The sequence below is a fragment of the Variovorax sp. GW823-FHT02B07 genome (genome assembly GCF_058797695.1).
In genome coordinates, this window is sequence record NZ_JBXAJX010000001.1 from 2,066,869 (window position 1) to 2,084,151 (window position 17,283).

General features: G+C 68.8%; 15 protein-coding genes. 7 read left to right on the forward strand and 8 right to left on the reverse strand.

The window, feature by feature from the left end; genetic code table 11:
- Window positions 1-29: 29 nt before the first annotated feature.
- Complete coding sequence (locus AC1RGU_RS09660; RefSeq protein ID WP_492696203.1) at window positions 30-902, reverse strand: 2-keto-4-pentenoate hydratase; 873 nt, start codon at window positions 900-902, stop codon at window positions 30-32.
- Between the two features lie 63 nt (window positions 903-965).
- Here AC1RGU_RS09660 and gbd point away from each other — a divergent pair, with 63 nt between their 5' ends.
- The 7 genes from gbd (at window position 966) to AC1RGU_RS09695 (ending at window position 9,956) form a co-directional block, all read left to right on the forward strand.
- Window positions 966-2,102 carry a 4-hydroxybutyrate dehydrogenase gene (gene gbd / locus AC1RGU_RS09665; RefSeq protein WP_492696205.1) on the forward strand — a complete coding sequence of 379 codons (1,137 nt, stop codon included), beginning with the start codon at window positions 966-968 and terminating at the stop codon, window positions 2,100-2,102.
- A gap of 175 nt (window positions 2,103-2,277) precedes the next feature.
- Window positions 2,278-4,620 (forward strand): type VI secretion system Vgr family protein, encoded by a 2,343-nt coding sequence (locus AC1RGU_RS09670; RefSeq protein WP_492696207.1) that lies wholly within the window; start codon window positions 2,278-2,280, stop codon window positions 4,618-4,620.
- 23 nt (window positions 4,621-4,643) lie between these two features.
- The gene (locus AC1RGU_RS09675; RefSeq protein ID WP_492696209.1) at window positions 4,644-5,081 is read left to right on the forward strand and encodes a hypothetical protein; all 438 of its coding nucleotides are present in this window, start codon (window positions 4,644-4,646) and stop codon (window positions 5,079-5,081) included.
- Between the two features lie 5 nt (window positions 5,082-5,086).
- On the forward strand, window positions 5,087-7,744 hold the full coding sequence (locus AC1RGU_RS09680) for a DUF2169 family type VI secretion system accessory protein (protein WP_492696211.1): 2,658 nt from the start codon (window positions 5,087-5,089) through the stop codon (window positions 7,742-7,744).
- Window positions 7,741-8,865, forward strand: coding sequence for a pentapeptide repeat-containing protein (locus tag AC1RGU_RS09685; RefSeq protein WP_492696212.1), 1,125 nt, complete (start codon window positions 7,741-7,743; stop codon window positions 8,863-8,865). The genes AC1RGU_RS09680 and AC1RGU_RS09685 overlap by 4 nt, the downstream gene beginning before the upstream one ends.
- A gap of 56 nt (window positions 8,866-8,921) precedes the next feature.
- A complete protein-coding gene (locus AC1RGU_RS09690) occupies window positions 8,922-9,548 on the forward strand; it encodes a DUF3540 domain-containing protein (RefSeq protein ID WP_492696214.1) in 627 nt (208 codons plus the stop codon).
- A 21-nt stretch (window positions 9,549-9,569) separates the two neighbouring features.
- Window positions 9,570-9,956, forward strand: coding sequence for a DUF4150 domain-containing protein (locus AC1RGU_RS09695; protein ID WP_492696216.1), 387 nt, complete (start codon window positions 9,570-9,572; stop codon window positions 9,954-9,956).
- Between the two features lie 15 nt (window positions 9,957-9,971).
- Here the strand turns inward: AC1RGU_RS09695 and AC1RGU_RS09700 are convergent, their stop codons facing one another.
- The 7 genes from AC1RGU_RS09700 to AC1RGU_RS09730 form a co-directional block, all read right to left on the reverse strand.
- Entirely contained in the window at window positions 9,972-10,958 is a 987-nt protein-coding gene (locus AC1RGU_RS09700; RefSeq protein WP_492696455.1) for a tripartite tricarboxylate transporter substrate binding protein, read from the reverse strand.
- A gap of 95 nt (window positions 10,959-11,053) precedes the next feature.
- Complete coding sequence (locus AC1RGU_RS09705; protein ID WP_492696218.1) at window positions 11,054-12,130, reverse strand: phospholipase; 1,077 nt, start codon at window positions 12,128-12,130, stop codon at window positions 11,054-11,056.
- Entirely contained in the window at window positions 12,127-12,540 is a 414-nt protein-coding gene (locus AC1RGU_RS09710; RefSeq protein WP_070060628.1) for a type II toxin-antitoxin system VapC family toxin, read from the reverse strand. The genes AC1RGU_RS09705 and AC1RGU_RS09710 overlap by 4 nt, the downstream gene beginning before the upstream one ends.
- Before the next feature lie 13 nt (window positions 12,541-12,553).
- Entirely contained in the window at window positions 12,554-12,811 is a 258-nt protein-coding gene (locus tag AC1RGU_RS09715; RefSeq protein ID WP_056580961.1) for a type II toxin-antitoxin system Phd/YefM family antitoxin, read from the reverse strand.
- 65 nt (window positions 12,812-12,876) lie between these two features.
- Window positions 12,877-15,252: a Tex family protein gene (locus tag AC1RGU_RS09720; RefSeq protein ID WP_070060629.1), complete on the reverse strand. Its 2,376-nt coding sequence runs from the start codon at window positions 15,250-15,252 to the stop codon at window positions 12,877-12,879.
- A 79-nt stretch (window positions 15,253-15,331) separates the two neighbouring features.
- On the reverse strand, window positions 15,332-16,246 hold the full coding sequence (locus AC1RGU_RS09725) for a sensor histidine kinase (RefSeq protein WP_492696221.1): 915 nt from the start codon (window positions 16,244-16,246) through the stop codon (window positions 15,332-15,334).
- A gap of 91 nt (window positions 16,247-16,337) precedes the next feature.
- Window positions 16,338-17,132, reverse strand: a complete 795-nt coding sequence (locus AC1RGU_RS09730; protein WP_062472928.1) for a LuxR C-terminal-related transcriptional regulator — start codon at window positions 17,130-17,132, stop codon at window positions 16,338-16,340.
- Between the last annotated feature and the right edge of the window lie 151 nt (window positions 17,133-17,283).

Genomic DNA, 17,283 nt, shown 5'->3' on the forward strand with positions numbered 1-17,283 from the left:
CGCGAGGCGGTTCGCTGTCGTGGTCGTGCTCACTTGAAAGACACCACCACCGGTTGCATGCGCGACAGCCCTTCGTAGCTCACCACCACCGTCTGTCCGGCCTTGGGCGGCAGCAGCGGCGAGAACGAGCCCAGGCTGATCAAGTCGCCCGGCTTCAGCGCGATGCCTTCCTTGGCCAGCGCGCCGGCCAGCCACACCACGGCATTGAGCGGGTGCTCGAGGATGTCGGAGCCCTTGCCGGTCGCCAGCTCCTTGCCCTGCCCGTCCTTCATGACCACGCGCATGTCGCGCAGGCTCTCGAGCATCCAGGACTGGCCGTCGGCCGTCGCCGGCACATCGACCGGCAGCCCGCGTACGCCGAGCCGCGCACCGACGTTGATGGCCGCCACGCCCGGGCCGTTGAGCTTCGAGGGCGTCTGCACCGCGAGGTCGGGCAGCTCGATGAAGGGAATGAGCTGGTCGATGTTGGCCAGCACCTCGGCCGGCGTCTTCGCCTTATGGATGTCGGCGCTCTTCACGCGCACCAGCATGTCGGCCTCGAACAGCGGCCGCGCGCCGAAGGCCGCATCGACCACCGCGCCGCTGTCCAGCAGCATGCGCTGGTAGAGCACGCCCCACACCGGCTGGTCGTAGTTGAAGCGCTTCTGCACCGCGGGGTTGGTGAGGCCCGCCTTGTAGCCGACCACCTCGCCCAGGTTGCGCGCGTGCAGCACGTTGAGCTTGGCGCGCGTGCAGGCGGCGTCGGCCTCGCTGAGGTTCTCGATGTCGGCGGCGGGCGTGCGCGCTGCCTGCGCGGCGGCGAAGTCGGCCACCTGGGTGTCGCTGAGGCAGGCGGCCTGGACCGAGGCGGCCAGCAGCGCTGAGCCCAGTGCGACAGACGCAAGGGTTTTGTTGGTGGGCAAGAATGTCCCCTCTTGTTAGATTCGAACGGTCAGCAATCGTACTGCCCTCGGGCGTTCCCCCTCATGGCCCTCATCCAATACCTCACCCAGATCCAGTTCGAATTCGGCGCCATCAAGCTCCTGTCGAGCGAGTGCGCGCGCATCGGCATCAACCGCCCCCTGATCGTCACCGACGCCGGCGTGCGCGCGGCCGGCGTGCTGCAGAAGGCGCTCGACGCCATCGCCGATCTCGAGGTCTCGGTGTTCGACCAGACGCCCTCCAACCCGACCGAGGCCGCGGTTCGCGCCGCCGTCGAGCTGTACCGCAGCGGCCGCTGCGACGGCCTCATCGCCGTGGGCGGCGGCTCGGCCATCGACTGCGCCAAGGGCGTGGCCATCGCGGCCACGCACGACGGCCCGCTCAAGACCTACGCCACCATCGAAGGCGGCTCGCCCAAGATCACCGAGCGCGCGGTGCCGCTCATTGCCGTGCCCACCACCAGCGGCACCGGCAGCGAGGTGGCACGCGGCGCCATCGTCATCGTCGAAGACCACCGCAAGCTGGGCTTCCACAGCTGGTTCCTGATGCCCAAGGCCGCCATCTGCGACCCCGAGCTCACGCTCGGCCTGCCGCCGCGGCTCACGGCCGCCACCGGCATGGACGCCATCGCGCACTGCATGGAAACCTTCATGTCGGCCGCCTTCAACCCGCCGGCCGACGGCATCGGCCTCGACGGCCTGGAGCGCGCGTGGGGCCACATCGAACGTGCCACCAAAGACGGCAGCGACCGTGAGGCGCGCCTGAACCTCATGAGCGCGTCGATGCAGGGCGCCATGGCCTTCCAGAAGGGCCTGGGCTGCGTGCACTCGCTGAGCCACAGCCTGGGCGGCGTCGATCCGCGCCTGCACCACGGCACGCTCAACGCCCTCTTCCTGCCGGCGGTGATCCACTTCAATTCGGGCGCCGAGTCGGTGCAGAAGGAACAGCGCCTGCAGCGCATGGCGCAGGCCATGCACCTGGACTCGGCCGGCGACCTCGGCCACGCGATCCGCGACATGAACGCGCGCCTGGGCCTGCCCAAGGGCCTGGCCGAAGTGGGCGTGACGCCCGCGATGTTCGAACAGATCATCGACGGCGCCATGGCCGACCATTGCCACAAGACCAACCCGCGGCTGGCCACGCGCGACGACTACAAGGCGATGCTCGAAGCGTCGATGTAAAACCTTTGCGTCACTCCTGCTGCGCAGGCGTGCATTCGCTTTCACAAAAGGCCGTTTCGACGGCCTTTTGCATGTGGCGCGTCATGGATGTGACACGCGGCGTTTTCATACTGGCTTGGCCCCATCTGCAGAGGCTTCGCATCCGTGAAAGCCCGAGGGGTCAGGGAAGTGTCGAATGCCGCGTACCGTCCAAGTCCATACCGTCCTGAGCGCCGAGCAGCTCAAGTTCCGCGCGATGCGGGGGCACGAAGGACTCTCGCAACTCTTCGAGTTCGAGGTCGACATGGTCAGCACCAGCTTCAACCTCGACCTGAAGCGCCTGCTCGGCACCTCGCTCACACTGGCCATTGCCGACGACGGCACAACGCGCTACCTCAACGGCACCGTCGTGCGCTTCGAGCTGGTTGGCCGCGCCAACGAGACCGGCCGCCACTACATCTACCGCGCGCTCGTGCAGCCGTGGCTGTGGTACCTCACGCGCACCACCGACTGCCGCATCTTCCAGAACCAGAGCGTGCCCGAGGTGCTCGATGCGGTGCTGGGCAAGTACGGCTTCCAGTTCGAGAAGCGCCTCACCGGCAGCTACCGCCCCTGGGAATACTGCGTGCAGTACCAGGAGAGCGACTTCGCCTTCGTGAGCCGCCTCATGGAGCACGAAGGCATCGCCTACCACTTCGAACACGGCAACGGCTCGCACCTGCTGGTGCTGGCCGACGACACGGGCGGCTACCACCAGTTGCCGGGCCACGCGCGCATTCCCTACCGCCCGCGCGACCGCGTGGTGAATGCGCTGGAGCCCTGCATCGACCGCTGGCGCGTGGCCGAGCAGATCACCTCGGGCCGCGTGATGCTCGATGACTTCGACTTCAGGAAGTCGCGCGCCTCGCTGCAGAGCGTGCAGCAGGACCCCAAGGGCCACGACCACGCGACCTACGAAGTCTATGAATGGCTCGGTGGCTACAGCGAGCACCAGCAAGGCGACGCCTACGCGAAGATCCGCCTGCAGGAGCTGCAGTGCGCGCACGAGCTGGCCTCGGGCCACACCAACGTGGTCGGCATGGCGCCAGGCCATCTGTTCGAGATGACGCACTGCCCGCGCGAGGCCGACAACCGCGAGTACCTCGTCACCGGAACGCGCTACGACCTGCGCGAGCCCGAATACTCGACCGGCGGCAGCAGCGAATCGGTGTGCGAGTTCGACTTCACCGTGCTGCCTTCGGCCGTGCCCTACCGCCCCGCGCGCACCACGCCGCGCCCGCGCACCAACGGCCCGCAGACCGCCACCGTGGTCGGCCCCGAAGAGATCTGGACCGACCGTTTCGGCCGCGTGAAGCTGCAGTTCCGCTGGGACCGCTACGGCCAGTCGGACGAGAACAGCTCGTGCTGGGTGCGCGTGTCCAGCAACTGGGCCGGCGCCAACTACGGCACCATGCACATGCCGCGCGTGGGCCAGGAAGTGATCGTCGATTTCATCGGCGGCCAGCCCGACCGCCCCATCATCACCGGCCGCGTCTACAACAGCGACCAGATGCCGCCGTGGGAGCTGCCCGCCAACGCCACGGCAAGCGGCATCCTCACGCGCTCCAGCACCGGCGGCGCGGCCAACCAGGCCAACATGCTGCGCTTCGAGGATCGCTCGGGCGCCGAGCAGATCCTGCTGCACGCCGAACGCAACCTCGACGTGGAAGTGGAAGCCGACGAGACCCACACCACCGACGGCACCCGCACCACCCTCATCAAGGGCCACGAGTCGGCCACCTACCAGGACGGCGAGACGCGCGACATCACGGCCGGCGCGACGGAAACCATCACCGGCGGCGACACGCGCGACGTGACGGGCGGTTTCAGCGAAACCGTGAGCGGCGGCGTGACGCAACGCATCACGGGCGGCAAGACGCGCACGCTCAGCGGCGGGCTGAACGACACCATTTCCGGCGGCGTGACGCTCGCCATCACCGGCGGCTTCAACGGCACCATCGACGGCCAGGAAATCCGCTTCGTGAGCGCGGGCCGCAACGACACCATCAACACGTCGAACACCGTGCATGTGAACGGTCCGTCGAACACCACGGTGACCGGCCCCACGGTCCACACCTCGCCGGACGTGACCTTCAACACCACGAACCACATCCACAACACGACGCAGCACGTGATCAACACGAACGTCTACAACACGACGTCGAACACCTACAAGAACATCACGAACGACTACACGAACAACTCGAAGACCTACATCAACAACTACGCCAAGAGCAACGACTGGCGCTGGTACCGCGCGGGCGGCGTGGGGGCGCGTTTCTCGGCGGTCGGGCTGGCGCTCGACCTGTGGGGGCTGCGCCAGCAGAACTACATCCTCAACTCGCAGTTCTCGGGCATCCGGCTCGACGTGGCGGTGTTCCGCTCGCAGAACTCGGCCACCGAGATCGAGGGGAAGATGCTCAAGGTCGCAAACATCGGCATGAAGATCGCCAGCGGCGGCCTGGCCTTCGCCGCCAAGGCGATGACCGTCAAGGTCTGAGCCGCCGATCGATCGCATCGCCAATGCCCATCTGGGAACAGGTTCTCTGGAGCGTCTTCGCCGTGATGATGGGCGGGGCGCTGCTGGCCGGCGTCGCGGTGGTCGTCACGGCCACGCGCGAGCAGCGCAGGTACACGCAGGAGCGGCGCATCGGCGAGCGCCTGGGCGGGGCCGGCGTGGCCACGCACGGCGTGGTGGCGCAGGTGCGGCGCTCCGAACACCAGCTCACCAGCCCGGGCAGCCACGGCCAGTGCATGGTCGCGCTCGAATTCACGCTGCAGATGCCGCCGTCGTCCCCGGTGCCGAGCGTGGTGCTGCGCACGCTGGTCGACGAACTGCTGCTGCCCCGCCTCGCGGTGCCGGGCGCGACCCTGCACCTGGTCCAGGACCCGGCGCATCCCGATGTGGTGTCGGTCGACCGGCAGCGCACGCCGCTCGAAGTGGCACCCGCACGGAGCTGACCCCCTTGAAAACCGTCAAGCCGCTGCGGCTGAGCGTCATCACGCGCCCCTTCCTGCGGGGCCGCCAGCAACGCCTGGGCGTCACGCTGATGGGCATGGTGTCGATGGACGCCGCGCCCGTGCTGCTGCCCGAGCCGGAGTTCTGGAAGATCGCCGCCGAAGAGCTCGGCCCCACGGGCGCCATCGACCTGGGCATTCCCAAACCCCACGCCGAGTTCTTGGCCACCGGCCACGCTTACACGCACCATCAGGCCGACAAGACCGCCTGCGCCGTTGCGATGCGCGTGGGCGAGCTTTCTCGACAGCTGCTGGTGTTCGGCGACCGCTTCTGGCTCGACGGCCGCGCCACCGCGCCGCAGCCCTTCGAGTCGATGCGGCTCGACGCCCCGCGCGCCTACGGCGGCCCCGGCTTTGCCGAGAACCCGCAGGGCATCGGCCACGCGCTCGAGACCGTCAACGGCCTGCAGGTGCAGCGCCTGCCGAACATCGAAGACCCGCAGCAGCGCATCGACCGGTCCGATCGCGAGACCGAGCCGGCCGGCTTCGGCCCGATCGAGCTGACCCGGCCCAGCCGCATGCGCCTGATCGGCCGGCAGTACGACGGCCACTGGCGCGAGCACCTGTTCCCCGGTTTTTCGGAGGACATGGACTGGCGCTTCTTCAACGCCGCGCCGCCGCAGCAACGCTGGCCCGCGCGCGACCACATCTCCGGCGGCACGCCCTACGAGATCTGGCACATGCACCCCACGCAGCCGGCGCAGCGCGGGCGCCTGCCCGACTGGCGTGCACGCGCCTTCATCGCGCGCCGAAGCGGGCCCGGCCGCGAGCCAGAGCAGTTCGACGAGGTGCCCATGCGCCTCACCACGGCCTGGTTCTTTCCGCACCGCGGACAGGTGGCGCTGATCCACCACGGCGAGATCGACATCGTGGAAGACGACGCCGACGACGTGACCCACGTGATGCCCGCCATCGAAGACGCGGGCGATGCACCGCGCCCGCTGGCGCACTACTTCGCCCTCCTCCAGCGCCGTTGCGATCCCGAGACCGGCGCGCTGCATGCCGCCCGCGACGATGAGCTGCTGCCCGCGCAGGCCATCGGCCCGTGGCTTGACACGCTGGACGACGGCGAGGAATCCGCGCGGGTGCGCAACATGCGCGAGCGCGGCGACCGGCTGCGCGCGGACCTGATGCAGCAGGCGCGCGAGGCCGGCCACGATCCGCGCCTGCTGCGCGAACGGCCGCTGCCCGCGCCCTTTCGCAAGGCACCGACGCTCGCCGAGCTGCCCGAGTTCATCGAGCGCACGCGGCGCTTCACGCAGGACCAGCGCCAGGCGCTCGAAGACGGGCGGCGCGAGCTCGAGCGCGCGGGACAACGCAATGCGGCCGAGTCGCGCCAGGTCGGATTCGACTCGGCAGAGCTGGTCTCGAACATCGACCGCACCACGACCAAGGGCCCGCCCGCCTTCGATGCGCAGACCGTGCTGCAGGGCATGTTCGGCATCGCCGCTGCCACGGGCACGTCCGCGCTGCCGCCCGCGCAGCAGCAGGCCTTCGCGGAGGTGGTCGAGAAAGGCCAGCGCGGGCTGATCGACATGTACCGAATGGGCGCGCAGCACCAGTCGCCGGCCGACGTGCTCGAAGGCGAACGCGCCACCGAGGCGCGCCAGCGCGTGCAGGACGTGATGGCCACCACGCGCGATCTCTCGGAGATGGACCTCACGGGCGCCGACCTGTCGGGCATGGACCTGCGCGGCGCGCGCCTGCACCGCACGCTGCTCGAACACGCGAACCTCGAAGGCGCCCGGCTCAATGGCGCGGATGCCACCGAGGCCGTGCTCGTGCGTGCGCGCCTCACGCGGGCCTCGCTCGCGGGCTGTGTGCTGCACCGCGCGAACCTCAGCCTGGCCCATTGCGTCCACACCGTGTTCACCGGCGCGCAGCTGCACCACACCACGCTCGAGCAGACGCACTTCGACCATTGCGATTTCTCGCAAGCCTCGCTGGAGCACCTGACCGTGCTCGGCCTGCAGGTCGAACACTGCCGTTTCGATGCAGCGCGCCTTTCCTACGTGACCTTCCTCGAACAGACCCGCCTGCAGGACTGCAGCTTTCGCAGCGCCGTGCTCCACAAGGTCGGCCTGATCTCGTGCATCGCCGAGCGGCTCGATCTCAGCGGCGCCCGGCTCGAAGCCTGCGCCTGGGCCCACACGCCGGGCGACACCGGCATCGTCTTTCGCGGCGCCACCCTGCACACCACCTGCTTCGTCGGCACCAGCAGCCTGCGCACCATGGACTTCGAAGATGCGACGCTGGTGCAATGCGGCCTGCGCGAGATGCCGCTGGACGGCGCGCGCTTCGTGCGTGCCACGCTCGACACCTGCGACCTGTCGGCCTGCAGCCTCACCGGCGCCGACCTCAGCGGCTGCGATGCGCCCGAAAGCCTGTTCATCCGCGCCGACTTCACGCAGGCCTCGCTGCGCGGCGCCAACCTCATGCATGCCAGCCTGCAGAAAGCCCGCCTGGTGCGCACCGACCTGCGCGAGGCCAACCTGTTCCGCGCCGACGTCTCGCAGACGCTGATCGACAGCGTGACCGACACGCACGGCGCGCACCTCGAACAGGCCAAGACCCTCCCGCGCCGCGCCGCGGACCCGGCCCGATGACGCCGGCCGAGCTGGCAGCGAAGATCCGCGGCGGCGACCACATCCAGGACCAGGACTTCCAGGGCATGGACTTCGACGGCATGGACCTGCGCGGCGGCAGCTTCGGCGCCTGCGATTTCCGCCGGGCGAACCTGCGCGGCACGCGGCTGGGCGAATCGGTGTTCGACAGCTGCCGCTTCGACGACGCGGTGCTCGACAGCGCCGACCTGCAGCACGCCGCCTTCCACCGCTGCGCCCTGCCCCGCGCGCGCCTGCGGTCTGCGGCGATGGCCCACGCCGTCTTCTCCGAGGCCGACCTGAGCGGCGTCGACATGAGCGCGGCGCAGGCGGGCCAGGCCACCTTTCACCAGAGCACGCTCGACGGCGCGGGCTTCGAGCGCGCGGACCTCACGAAGGCGGTGTTCGGCGAATGCCGCCTCGACGGCACGCGCTTCGACGACACGGCGCTGAACACCACCGTCTTCTACCGCGCGGCGTTGCGCGGCACGCGCTTCAAAGGTGCGAGCTTCCACAACGTGATCTTCGGCGAGGCCGACCTCGCGGGGCAGGACTTCTCAGCGCAGTCGTTCCATCTGTGCCAGTTCATCGATGCCGACCTCACGGGTTGCAACTTCGCCGGCGCGCGCTTGAGCCAGTGCAACTTCAAGGGCGCGAAGCTCGAAGGCGCGGTGCTGTCGGGCGTGCAGGCGCCGCAGTGCCTGTTCCCCGAAGCCGACCTGCGCCGGGTGGATGCGCGCGGCGGGCACTTCGACCAGAGCCTGTGGGTCGGCGCACGGCTCGACGACGCCGACCTGTCGGACGCGCGGCTCGAACAGTGCGTGTTCCACCGCGCGAGCTGCCGCCGCACCACGTTCGCCCGCAGCCACCTCGTGTACGCGGATTTCTCCTACGCCGACCTCGGCGATGCCGACCTGCGCGGCGCCACCTTCCACCGCACCCAGATGCACCGGGCAATCGAGACCGGCGTGCGCTGGAGTGACCGCCTCGGCGTGCTCGACAGCGACCCGGCGCAGTTCGAAGCCGAGCGCTTTTCCGCGGCCCGTGCGAGCCGCCCGCAACGCGCCGGCCGCGACACCTTCGGCCGGCCGCTGCCGCCCGATCCACAGGACACCCCGCCATGAATCACCGAGTCCTTCGCGAACCTGCTTCGCCGCCATCGCTTACGTCAGAGACCGAGATGCACGCGCTGCTGCGCAAGCCGCTGCCCGCGGTCGCTGCGCCGGCCTGGACCGGCAGCGCGCTCGGCACCGTCGTGCAATCGCTGCCCGACGGCCGCTTCGTCGTCGAACCACAGCCGGGCGGCGCGCCCTGGCATTGCCCGCGCGCCGCGAGCTGCCTGCTGCAACCCGCCGTGGGCGACGTCGTGCTCGTGGCCGGGCCGCAGCGCGAGCAGCTGTTCCTGATCGCCGTCATCACGCAGGCAGACCCCAGCCAGTCGCAGCTCGTGGCCGAGGGCGACCTCACGATCCGCTCGCGGCGCGGCGGCATCGCGCTGCAGGCCTCCGCATTCGCACTTCAGGCCGACAAGGCGACCGTCGACATCACCGACATGGCCTACCGCGGCGCCGAAGTGCGCGTGACCACACTGGTCGCCCGCTTCGTGGGCCGCACGCTCGAGACCGTGCTCGAGCGCCTGAGCCTGCTCACGCGCTCGAGCTTTCGCCTCACCGAAGAGGTCGAGCAGGTGCGCGCGGGCCAGATCGACATGCAGGCGGCGCAAAGCCTGCGCCTGCACGCCAAGAACACTTTCGTCACCAGCCAGGCGCTGGTGAAGGTCGACGCCGAACAGATCCACATGGGTTGATACCGACAAGGAGCCAGAACCATGTTCGCCAACGCACAGATGATGGGAATGGACCTCGCGTTTCCCGATGTCTGCAAGACACCGCCCGCGCTGCCCGTGCCCTACCCCAACATCGCGCTCGGGCCCACGGCCCTGCCCAACGCCTGGAACATCCTGTACGGCGGCACGCCCGTGCACAACATGGCGACCACCACGCCGATCACCAACGGCGACAACGCCGGCGTGCTGATGGGCGTGGTGTCGCAGACGGTGATGGGGCCGTCGCGCCACGTCACCGGCGCGTTCACGGTGCTGCTCAAGGGCACGCCCTGCACGCGCATGACCAGCCTGGCGGTGCAGAACCGCTGCAACATCGTGGGCATGCGCATCGTGCCCAGCCAGTTCAAGGTGCTGGTGCTGGCCCCCTGAAACAGCGCTGGAGGCTCAGTCGAGCTTGACGCCCGCCGTGCGGATCACCTTGCCCCACTTGGTGGTCTCGGAGGCGATGAAGGCGTCGAACTCCTCGGGCGTGCTGCCCGCCGGGAAGGTGCCCATGGCATCGAGCTTGGTGCGCGTCTCGTCGCTCTTGATGATGCGCGCCACCTCCTCCGACATGCGCTTGACGATCTCGCGCGGCGTGCCCGCCGGCGCCAGCATGCCGGCCCAGGTGCTGCCGGTGAAGCCCGCGAAGCCCTGCTCGATGAAGGTGGGCACGTCGGGCACGGCCGGCAGGCGCTTGTCGCCGGCCACGCCGATCAGCCGCACCTTGCCGGCCTTGCCCTGGTTGATGAGGCCCGTGGGCGCATCGAAGAACAGCTGGATCTGCCCGCCCATCAGGTCGGTCAGCGCAGGCACCGCGCCGCGGTATGGGATGTGGATCATGTAGGTCTGCGTGAGCGACTTCCACAGCTCGCTCGTGAGGTGCGCGGCCGAGCCGTTGCCCGAGGAGCCGAAGCTCACCTTGCCGGGGTGCTTGCGGGCGTAGTCGATGAGCTCGCGCGCGGTCTTGAACGGCGCGTCGTTGTTGACCGCCGCCAGCAGCGGCGACACGCCCATCAGCGACACGCCCACGAGGTCCTTGCGCGGGTCGTAGGGCAGCTTGGGGTACAGCGTGGTGTTGGCCGTGTAGGCCGCGATGACGACGCCGAAGGTGGTGCCGTCGGGCGCGGCCTTGGCCACGGCATCGACGCCGATCAGGCTGTTGGCGCCGGGCTTGTTGTCGATCACCACCGGCTGGCCGAGGCGCGTCTGCAGGCCCGCCTGCACCAGCCGCGCCATCTGGTCGGTGAAGCCGCCCGGCGTGTAGGGCACGACGATGCGGATCGGCTTGCTCGGCCAGGCGCTCTGCGCGAAAGACGGCGCGGCGAGGCTGGCTGCGGCGGCGGCCGTGGCAAGAGAAAAACGGCGGCGGGAGAGCGTGGCGTGCGGCATGGTCGGGAACCCTTCGGATGGCATGGATCGGACCATTCTCGAAGCGCCCTCATGCGCGGGCGCTCAGGGTTTGTCCCCGACGGGACAAGCTGGGTTCAGAGCGGCAGGATGTCGCGCGAACGCCCGTCGTCGCCGAGCCAGGCCTCGAACTCGTCCGACAGCCGCGTCGCCTCGCGCGTGGCCTGGCCCCAGGCCGCGATGCGGGCCTGCGCGTCGTTCGCGAAGCGGATGAAGTCCTTGCGGTCGGGCAGCTTGCCGTGCGGCAGCGTCTTCACCCAGTCGGGATTCGGCGCGAGCACCACCATGCGGTCGAGAAAGCGCGTCGACTTGTGGCGCCAGCGCAGCCCCTTGTCGAGCCAGCCCGGCACCACCGCCTGCTGGAAGTGCGGGTACAGCACGATGCCTTCGTCTGCGGGCTGGTAGTCCAGGTGCAGGTGGTAGTCGGTGATGCCGCCGTCCCAGTAGGCGCCGCGCGGCGCGCCCGGAATGTCGTGCACCGCCGCCAGCAGGAACGGAATGGAGCACGAGGCCTGCAGCACGCGATTGAAGTTGGCCTCACTCAGCGCATGCTGGCGCGTGCGGAAGTCGGTCGTGCCGAAGGGCAAGGCCGCGCCGGGCGTGGAGAACACGCAGCGTTCCAGCCAGGCGCCCAGGCTCTTGCGGTGCAGGCTGTTGCTCGCGAAGGCGCCCAGGTAGCCGACCGGCGTGCGCGCCCTGCCCTCGCGCCCCAGGATGTGGCGCCCGCGTGAGGTCACCACATGCAGCCGGTAGCGCGCATGGCCCAGCACCTCGCCGATGCGTCCGCCATAGAAGGTGTCGAGGCTCTCCGCGAAACGTTCGCTGAGCTGGTGCGGGCTGAGCCGCTTCTGGCCCGGCGGCACTTCGAACTGCTGGCGCACGTAGTCGTGCTCGAAGCGCCCGAAGGCCGCCTCCGGGTCCGACAGGCAGGCCGTGGCCAGCCGCCACGCGCCGATCGACGCACCCACCAGGTCCACCGGCTGGCTCGACTGCGTGAGCCAGCGCCCGAAGATGAAGCGATCGAGCGGCCCGAGGATCAGCCCCTTGGGCCCGCCCGCCGCGCCGGGGACGGTGCGCACGTCCTGCGGGCGCAGGCCGTGCTGCTCGATGTGCTGGCGGGCCGCGGGGCCGGCGTAGATGCGCAGGGCTTTCATGCGGCACCCGTTTCGAAGGGATTGAAGACCTCGACACCGAAGCCGGCAAAGTCGCTGACGTTGCGCGTGACGACGGTCAGCCCGTGTTGTTTCGCCGTGGCGGCGATCATGGCGTCTTCGTACAGCGTGACGGAGCTGCGGTGCATCAGCCGGGCCCACAGCCTGAAGGTTTTTGCATCCATCGGCAGGACGTTGTACGACGCAGCGACCAGCTCGACCCACTGCTCGATCTCGTCCGCCTTCGCGGCATCCTGTTCGCGCGTGAGTTCGATGCCGGCCTGGATCTCGCCCAGTGTCACGGCCGACAGGTGAAGTTCGCTGTCGGGAATGGGCGCCAGCCACGCCAGGACGGCGCCATGAGGCCGAAGCCGGCGCAGTTCGGAAATGACGTTCGTGTCCAGAAGGTACATGCTGCGCGCGCCTTCAACGGGCCGGGGTGACGCGTCGCCTGCGCGCGGCGCCGCGCTCGGGCACGAGGAACTCGGTGCGCGCCTCGTCGGTGCACAGCAGCTCCTTGAGCGAGGGCTTGGCGATGGCATGCAGCCGCCGCCATTCCGCGGCCGGCACCAGCACGGCCGCCTCGGCACCGCGACGGGTGACCATTTGCGGCCCGTCGTTCAGACAGGCCTCCAGGAATTCGCTGAAACGCGCTTTCGCGTCTTGTACCGGCCAGGTTTTCATTGGCGCCACCCCATCAGACTAGTTAGATGACTAGTTTAACGGGATGGCCTTCGATCTGCTGGCGGTTACTTGCGCAACCCCTGCAACTTGGCAAACGCGCTCGCCATCTGCCCCGCGGGCTGCGGCGAGTTGTCGCGCCGGCCTTGCTGCTGCTGGCCGCGCCCTGCCCCCTCGAAACGGTTGTCGCGCGGGCCATCGCGGCGTGCGGGGGCGGCGTCGAGCTTCATCGACAGGCCGATGCGCTTGCGGGCCACGTCGACCTCCATCACCTTGACCTTGACGATGTCGCCGGTCTTGACGACTTCGCGTGCATCGTTGACGAACTTGTGGCTCAGCTGGCTCACGTGGACCAGGCCGTCCTGGTGCACGCCGAGGTCGACAAAGGCGCCGAACTGGGCCACGTTGCTCACGGTGCCTTCGAGGATCATGCCCTCGGTGAGGTCGGAGATGTCGTCCACGCCGTCGTTGAAGCGCGCCACCTTGAAGTCGGGGCGCGGGTCGCGACCGGGCTTCTCGAGTTCGCCCAGGATGTCCTTGACCGTGATGACGCCGAACTTCTCGTTGGCGAACAGCTCGGGCTTCAGCGTCTTGAGCATGTCGGCGCGGCCCATCAGCTCGGCGATGGGCTTGCCGGTCTTGACGATGATCTGCTCGACCAGCGGGTACGTTTCGGGGTGCACGCCGGTGATGTCCAGCGGGTCGGCGCCGTCGCGGATGCGCAGGAAGCCGGCGCTCTGCTCGAAGGCCTTGGGGCCGAAGCCGGTCACGTCGAGCAGCTGCTTGCGGGTGGAGAACGCACCGTTGGCCTCGCGCCAGCGCACCACGGCCTTGGCCACGCTGGCCGACAGGCCGGACACGCGGCTGAGCAGCGGCACGCTGGCGGTGTTCAGGTCGACGCCCACCGAGTTCACGCAGTCTTCGACCACGGCCTGCAGGGTGCGCGCGAGTTCGCTCTGGTTCACGTCGTGCTGGTACTGGCCCACGCCGATGCTCTTGGGGTCGATCTTCACGAGTTCGGCCAGCGGGTCCTGCAGGCGGCGCGCAATGGAGGCGGCGCCGCGCAGGCTCACGTCGACGTCGGGCATTTCCTGCGAGGCGAATTCGCTGGCGGAATAGACGGACGCGCCGGCTTCGCTCACCACGACCTTGTCGACCGTCATTTCGGGCGCGCCGGCCTGCGCGGCCATCTTGGCCAGCAGCTTGATGAGGTCGCCGGCCAGCTTGTCGGTTTCGCGGCTGGCGGTGCCGTTGCCGATGGCGATCAGGTTCACGCCGTGCTTGGCGCACAGCTTGCCCAGGGTGTGCAGCGAGCCTTCCCAGTCCTTGCGCGGTTCGTGCGGGAACACGGTGGCGGTCTCGACCAGCTTGCCGGTCGAATCGACCACGGCCACCTTCACGCCGGTGCGGATGCCGGGGTCCAGGCCCATCACGACGCGGCGGCCGGCGGGGGCCGCCAGCAGCAGGTCGCGCAGGTTGTCGGCGAACACCTTGATGGCGACCTTTTCGGCGTCTTCGCGCAGGCGGGTGAACAGGTCACGCTCGGTGGACAGCGCCAGCTTCACGCGCCAGGTCCAGGCCACGCACTTGCGCAGCAGGTCGTCGGCCGGGCGGGCCGCGTGGCTCCAGCCCAGGTGCAGCGCGATCTTGCCTTCGGCGATGCTGGGCTTGCCCGGCTCGGGTTCGACGGGCAGCACGAGCTTGGCGTCGAGCACCTCGAGTGCGCGGCCGCGGAACACGGCCAGGGCGCGGTGCGAAGGCACGCGGCCGATGGGCTCGTCGTAGTCGAAGTAGTCGCGGAACTTGGCGATGTCGGCGTTGTTCTCGTCCTTGCCGGCCATCAGGGTGGACTTGAGCAGGCCTTCGTTCCAGAGCCATTCGCGCAGGCGCTGCACCAGCACGGCGTCTTCGGCCCAGCGCTCGGACAGGATGTCGCGCACGCCGTCGAGCACGAGGGGCACGGTGGAGAAATCGGGGCCCGGCTTGCCGTCGTCCAGCGTGGTGGCGGGTTGCAGGAAGGCCTTGGCTTCGACGGCCGGGTCGAGCGTGGGGTCGGCCAGCAGCTTGTCGGCCAGCGGCTCGATGCCGAATTCGCGGGCGATCTGACCCTTGGTGCGGCGCTTCTGCTTGAACGGCAGGTACAGGTCTTCGAGTTCCTGCTTGGTGGGCGCGAATTCGATCGCGGCGCGCAGTTCGGGGGTCAGCTTGCCCTGCTCGTCGATGGCCTTGAGCACCGCCACGCGGCGGTCTTCGAGTTCGCGCAGGTAAGACAGCCGGGCTTCCAGTTCGCGCAGCTGGATGTCGTCGAGGCCGCCCGTGACTTCCTTGCGATAGCGGGCAATGAACGGAACCGTGGCGCCTTCGTCGAGCAGTTCGACGGCGGCCTTCACCTGGTGCTCGCCGACCTTGATTTCAACGGCGAGCTGGCGAATGATTTTCTGCATGTCTTGAGCGCGTCCCTGGCAAAGCGCGGAAGTTTGCCATAGGCGACGAGGCCCCCCGCCGGGCACCGCAGCGGGATGGTTACAACGTGCTCTCGGCCGGCGCCGCGACCGCCGACTGCGGCAGCACTTCGCCGGGCATCACGAGCCGGATGCGCAGCCCGTGCGGCGCTGCGTCCATGACGGCCAGCTCGCCATGCAGCGCGTCGGCGCGCTCGCGCATGCTGCGCAGGCCCTTGCCGCCGGCCTCGCCGGCCGACGCATCCAGGCCGCGGCCGTCGTCGAGCACTTCGAGCACCAGCCCGTGCGAGCGCTCGCGCGGGCCGAAGCGCACTTCCACACGGGTCGCCTGCGAATGGCGCAGCACGTTCGACAAGGCCTCCTGCGCGATGCGGCACAGCTGCATCGCGGCCTCGGGCGACAGCGGCGGCGCCAGCACCACGTCCTGCACGTTCCACACGAGCGTGATGCCGAGCCGGTCGAACGCCGGTTGCAGTCGGTAACGCAGGTGGCCCAGGCGCTCGCCGATGCTGGTGTCGGCCTGGTCGTCGAGGGAGTCGACCGTCAGCTGCAGCTCCAGCAGGCAGGCCTGCAGGGCCATCGACAGCTCGCGGGCGTCGGCGGAGCGCGGGTCGTAGCTGGCCATGAGGGCCACCAGCCGCGAACCGACGCCGTCATGCAGGTCGCTGGCGATGCGGCGGCGCTCAGCGAGCACGGCCTGCGCCTGGCGGTAGCGCACGAGGCGGCGCCGCGTGAAATACCAGGTGGCCACGATCATGCAGAGCACGGCGACGTTCACCCCCTGCAGGGCCCAGAAGGCGGCCGGCACCTCGGTACCCAGTGTGGTGATCGCCGAGGTCGCGCGAATCACCTGCCCGACCACCGGCGTCAGGTGCAGCGCAAATGCGAGCCCCACCCACAGCAGCATCCGCTGGCGCGAGGCACGCGGCCACAGCCAGATCAGGAGCACACACCAGGCGGCGATCGAAAGCCACACGAACTGGTCCTCCAGGAAATACGGCGGGAGCGGGGGCGCGGGCGCGCGCATGGGTGGCTCCGCTGCGAACGCGGCGCGCCCGAAGCGCGCCCTAGAGCAGCCCCCGGTGCGAGGCGAAACTCACGGCCTGCGCGCGGGTGTGGGCGTGCAGCTTGCGGTAGATGTTCTTGACGTGCGCGTTAACCGTCTGGGCACTGATGGTGAGCTGCAGGGCGATCTCTTCCGTCACATATCCCGTGGCTACAAGTCGCAACACTTCGCGCTCCCGTGCCGACAGGGTCGCCTTGCTGTCCGGCGGGCGCACCGGGCTCGGATTGGCGCGCTGGTGGTCCAGGTGAACGAGCAGCCGCCGCGCCAGCCGGGGGGTGATGGCAGCCCCGCCATTCACCACCTGCAACACGGCCTGGGCATAGCTCTGGAACCAGGCGTTCTTCACCAGGTAACCCGAGGCGCCGAGCTCGAAGGCGTGCAGCACCTGGGGCTCGTCTTCCAGCGCGGAAATGACGATGATCTCGGCCGCGCTGCGGTGCTTCTTGGCCTCTTCGATGAGCTCGAATCCGCTGCCGTCTCCGAGGCGGATGTCGACCATGAGCACATCGAATTCATGCTGCATCAAGAGGCGCCTTCCCTCGCGCAGGGAGCCGGCCTGGCCTTCGAGCTGGATGCGCAGATCGCCCAGCAGTTCCTGGGCGATGACACGGCGGACAAAGGGGTCGTCGTCGACCAGCAGGACACGAACGGGCTTGGTTTCCTGGCCCGTGAGGTAGTCCGGCCACGGCAGGGTATCCGCCGAGGGAGCCAGCAGCCCACCGAACTGGCCGGGATTGGAGAATTTCCTAGCGCCACCACCGACATCGGTCAATGAAATGTCGAGATCGTTTTCCATTTAAGCCCCCTTGTCACAGATAAAAGTCGCGACTTCGTGAACAAAAGTTAATCGATTTCTACTCTTTTTCCGGCTATCGGCTTTTTTGATTACCTTGGTTTCTTTCGGTTGCAATATTGCCAGATTGTGAACCAAAGTGATAGTTCCCACG

What these genes read in the sequence shown, in the direction of transcription:
- AC1RGU_RS09700 (WP_492696455.1), bottom strand. Translation starts at nt 10,958, where the DNA reads ATGCCGCACGCCACGCTCTCCCGCCGCCGTTTTTCTCTTGCCACGGCC.
- AC1RGU_RS09690 (WP_492696214.1), top strand. Translation starts at nt 8,922, where the DNA reads ATGCACGCGCTGCTGCGCAAGCCGCTGCCCGCGGTCGCTGCGCCGGCC.
- gbd (WP_492696205.1), top strand. Translation starts at nt 966, where the DNA reads ATGGCCCTCATCCAATACCTCACCCAGATCCAGTTCGAATTCGGCGCC.
- AC1RGU_RS09730 (WP_062472928.1), bottom strand. Translation starts at nt 17,132, where the DNA reads ATGGAAAACGATCTCGACATTTCATTGACCGATGTCGGTGGTGGCGCT.
- AC1RGU_RS09685 (WP_492696212.1), top strand. Translation starts at nt 7,741, where the DNA reads ATGACGCCGGCCGAGCTGGCAGCGAAGATCCGCGGCGGCGACCACATC.
- AC1RGU_RS09695 (WP_492696216.1), top strand. Translation starts at nt 9,570, where the DNA reads ATGTTCGCCAACGCACAGATGATGGGAATGGACCTCGCGTTTCCCGAT.
- AC1RGU_RS09675 (WP_492696209.1), top strand. Translation starts at nt 4,644, where the DNA reads ATGCCCATCTGGGAACAGGTTCTCTGGAGCGTCTTCGCCGTGATGATG.
- AC1RGU_RS09715 (WP_056580961.1), bottom strand. Translation starts at nt 12,811, where the DNA reads ATGAAAACCTGGCCGGTACAAGACGCGAAAGCGCGTTTCAGCGAATTC.
- AC1RGU_RS09720 (WP_070060629.1), bottom strand. Translation starts at nt 15,252, where the DNA reads ATGCAGAAAATCATTCGCCAGCTCGCCGTTGAAATCAAGGTCGGCGAG.
- AC1RGU_RS09705 (WP_492696218.1), bottom strand. Translation starts at nt 12,130, where the DNA reads ATGAAAGCCCTGCGCATCTACGCCGGCCCCGCGGCCCGCCAGCACATC.
- AC1RGU_RS09670 (WP_492696207.1), top strand. Translation starts at nt 2,278, where the DNA reads ATGCCGCGTACCGTCCAAGTCCATACCGTCCTGAGCGCCGAGCAGCTC.
- AC1RGU_RS09710 (WP_070060628.1), bottom strand. Translation starts at nt 12,540, where the DNA reads ATGTACCTTCTGGACACGAACGTCATTTCCGAACTGCGCCGGCTTCGG.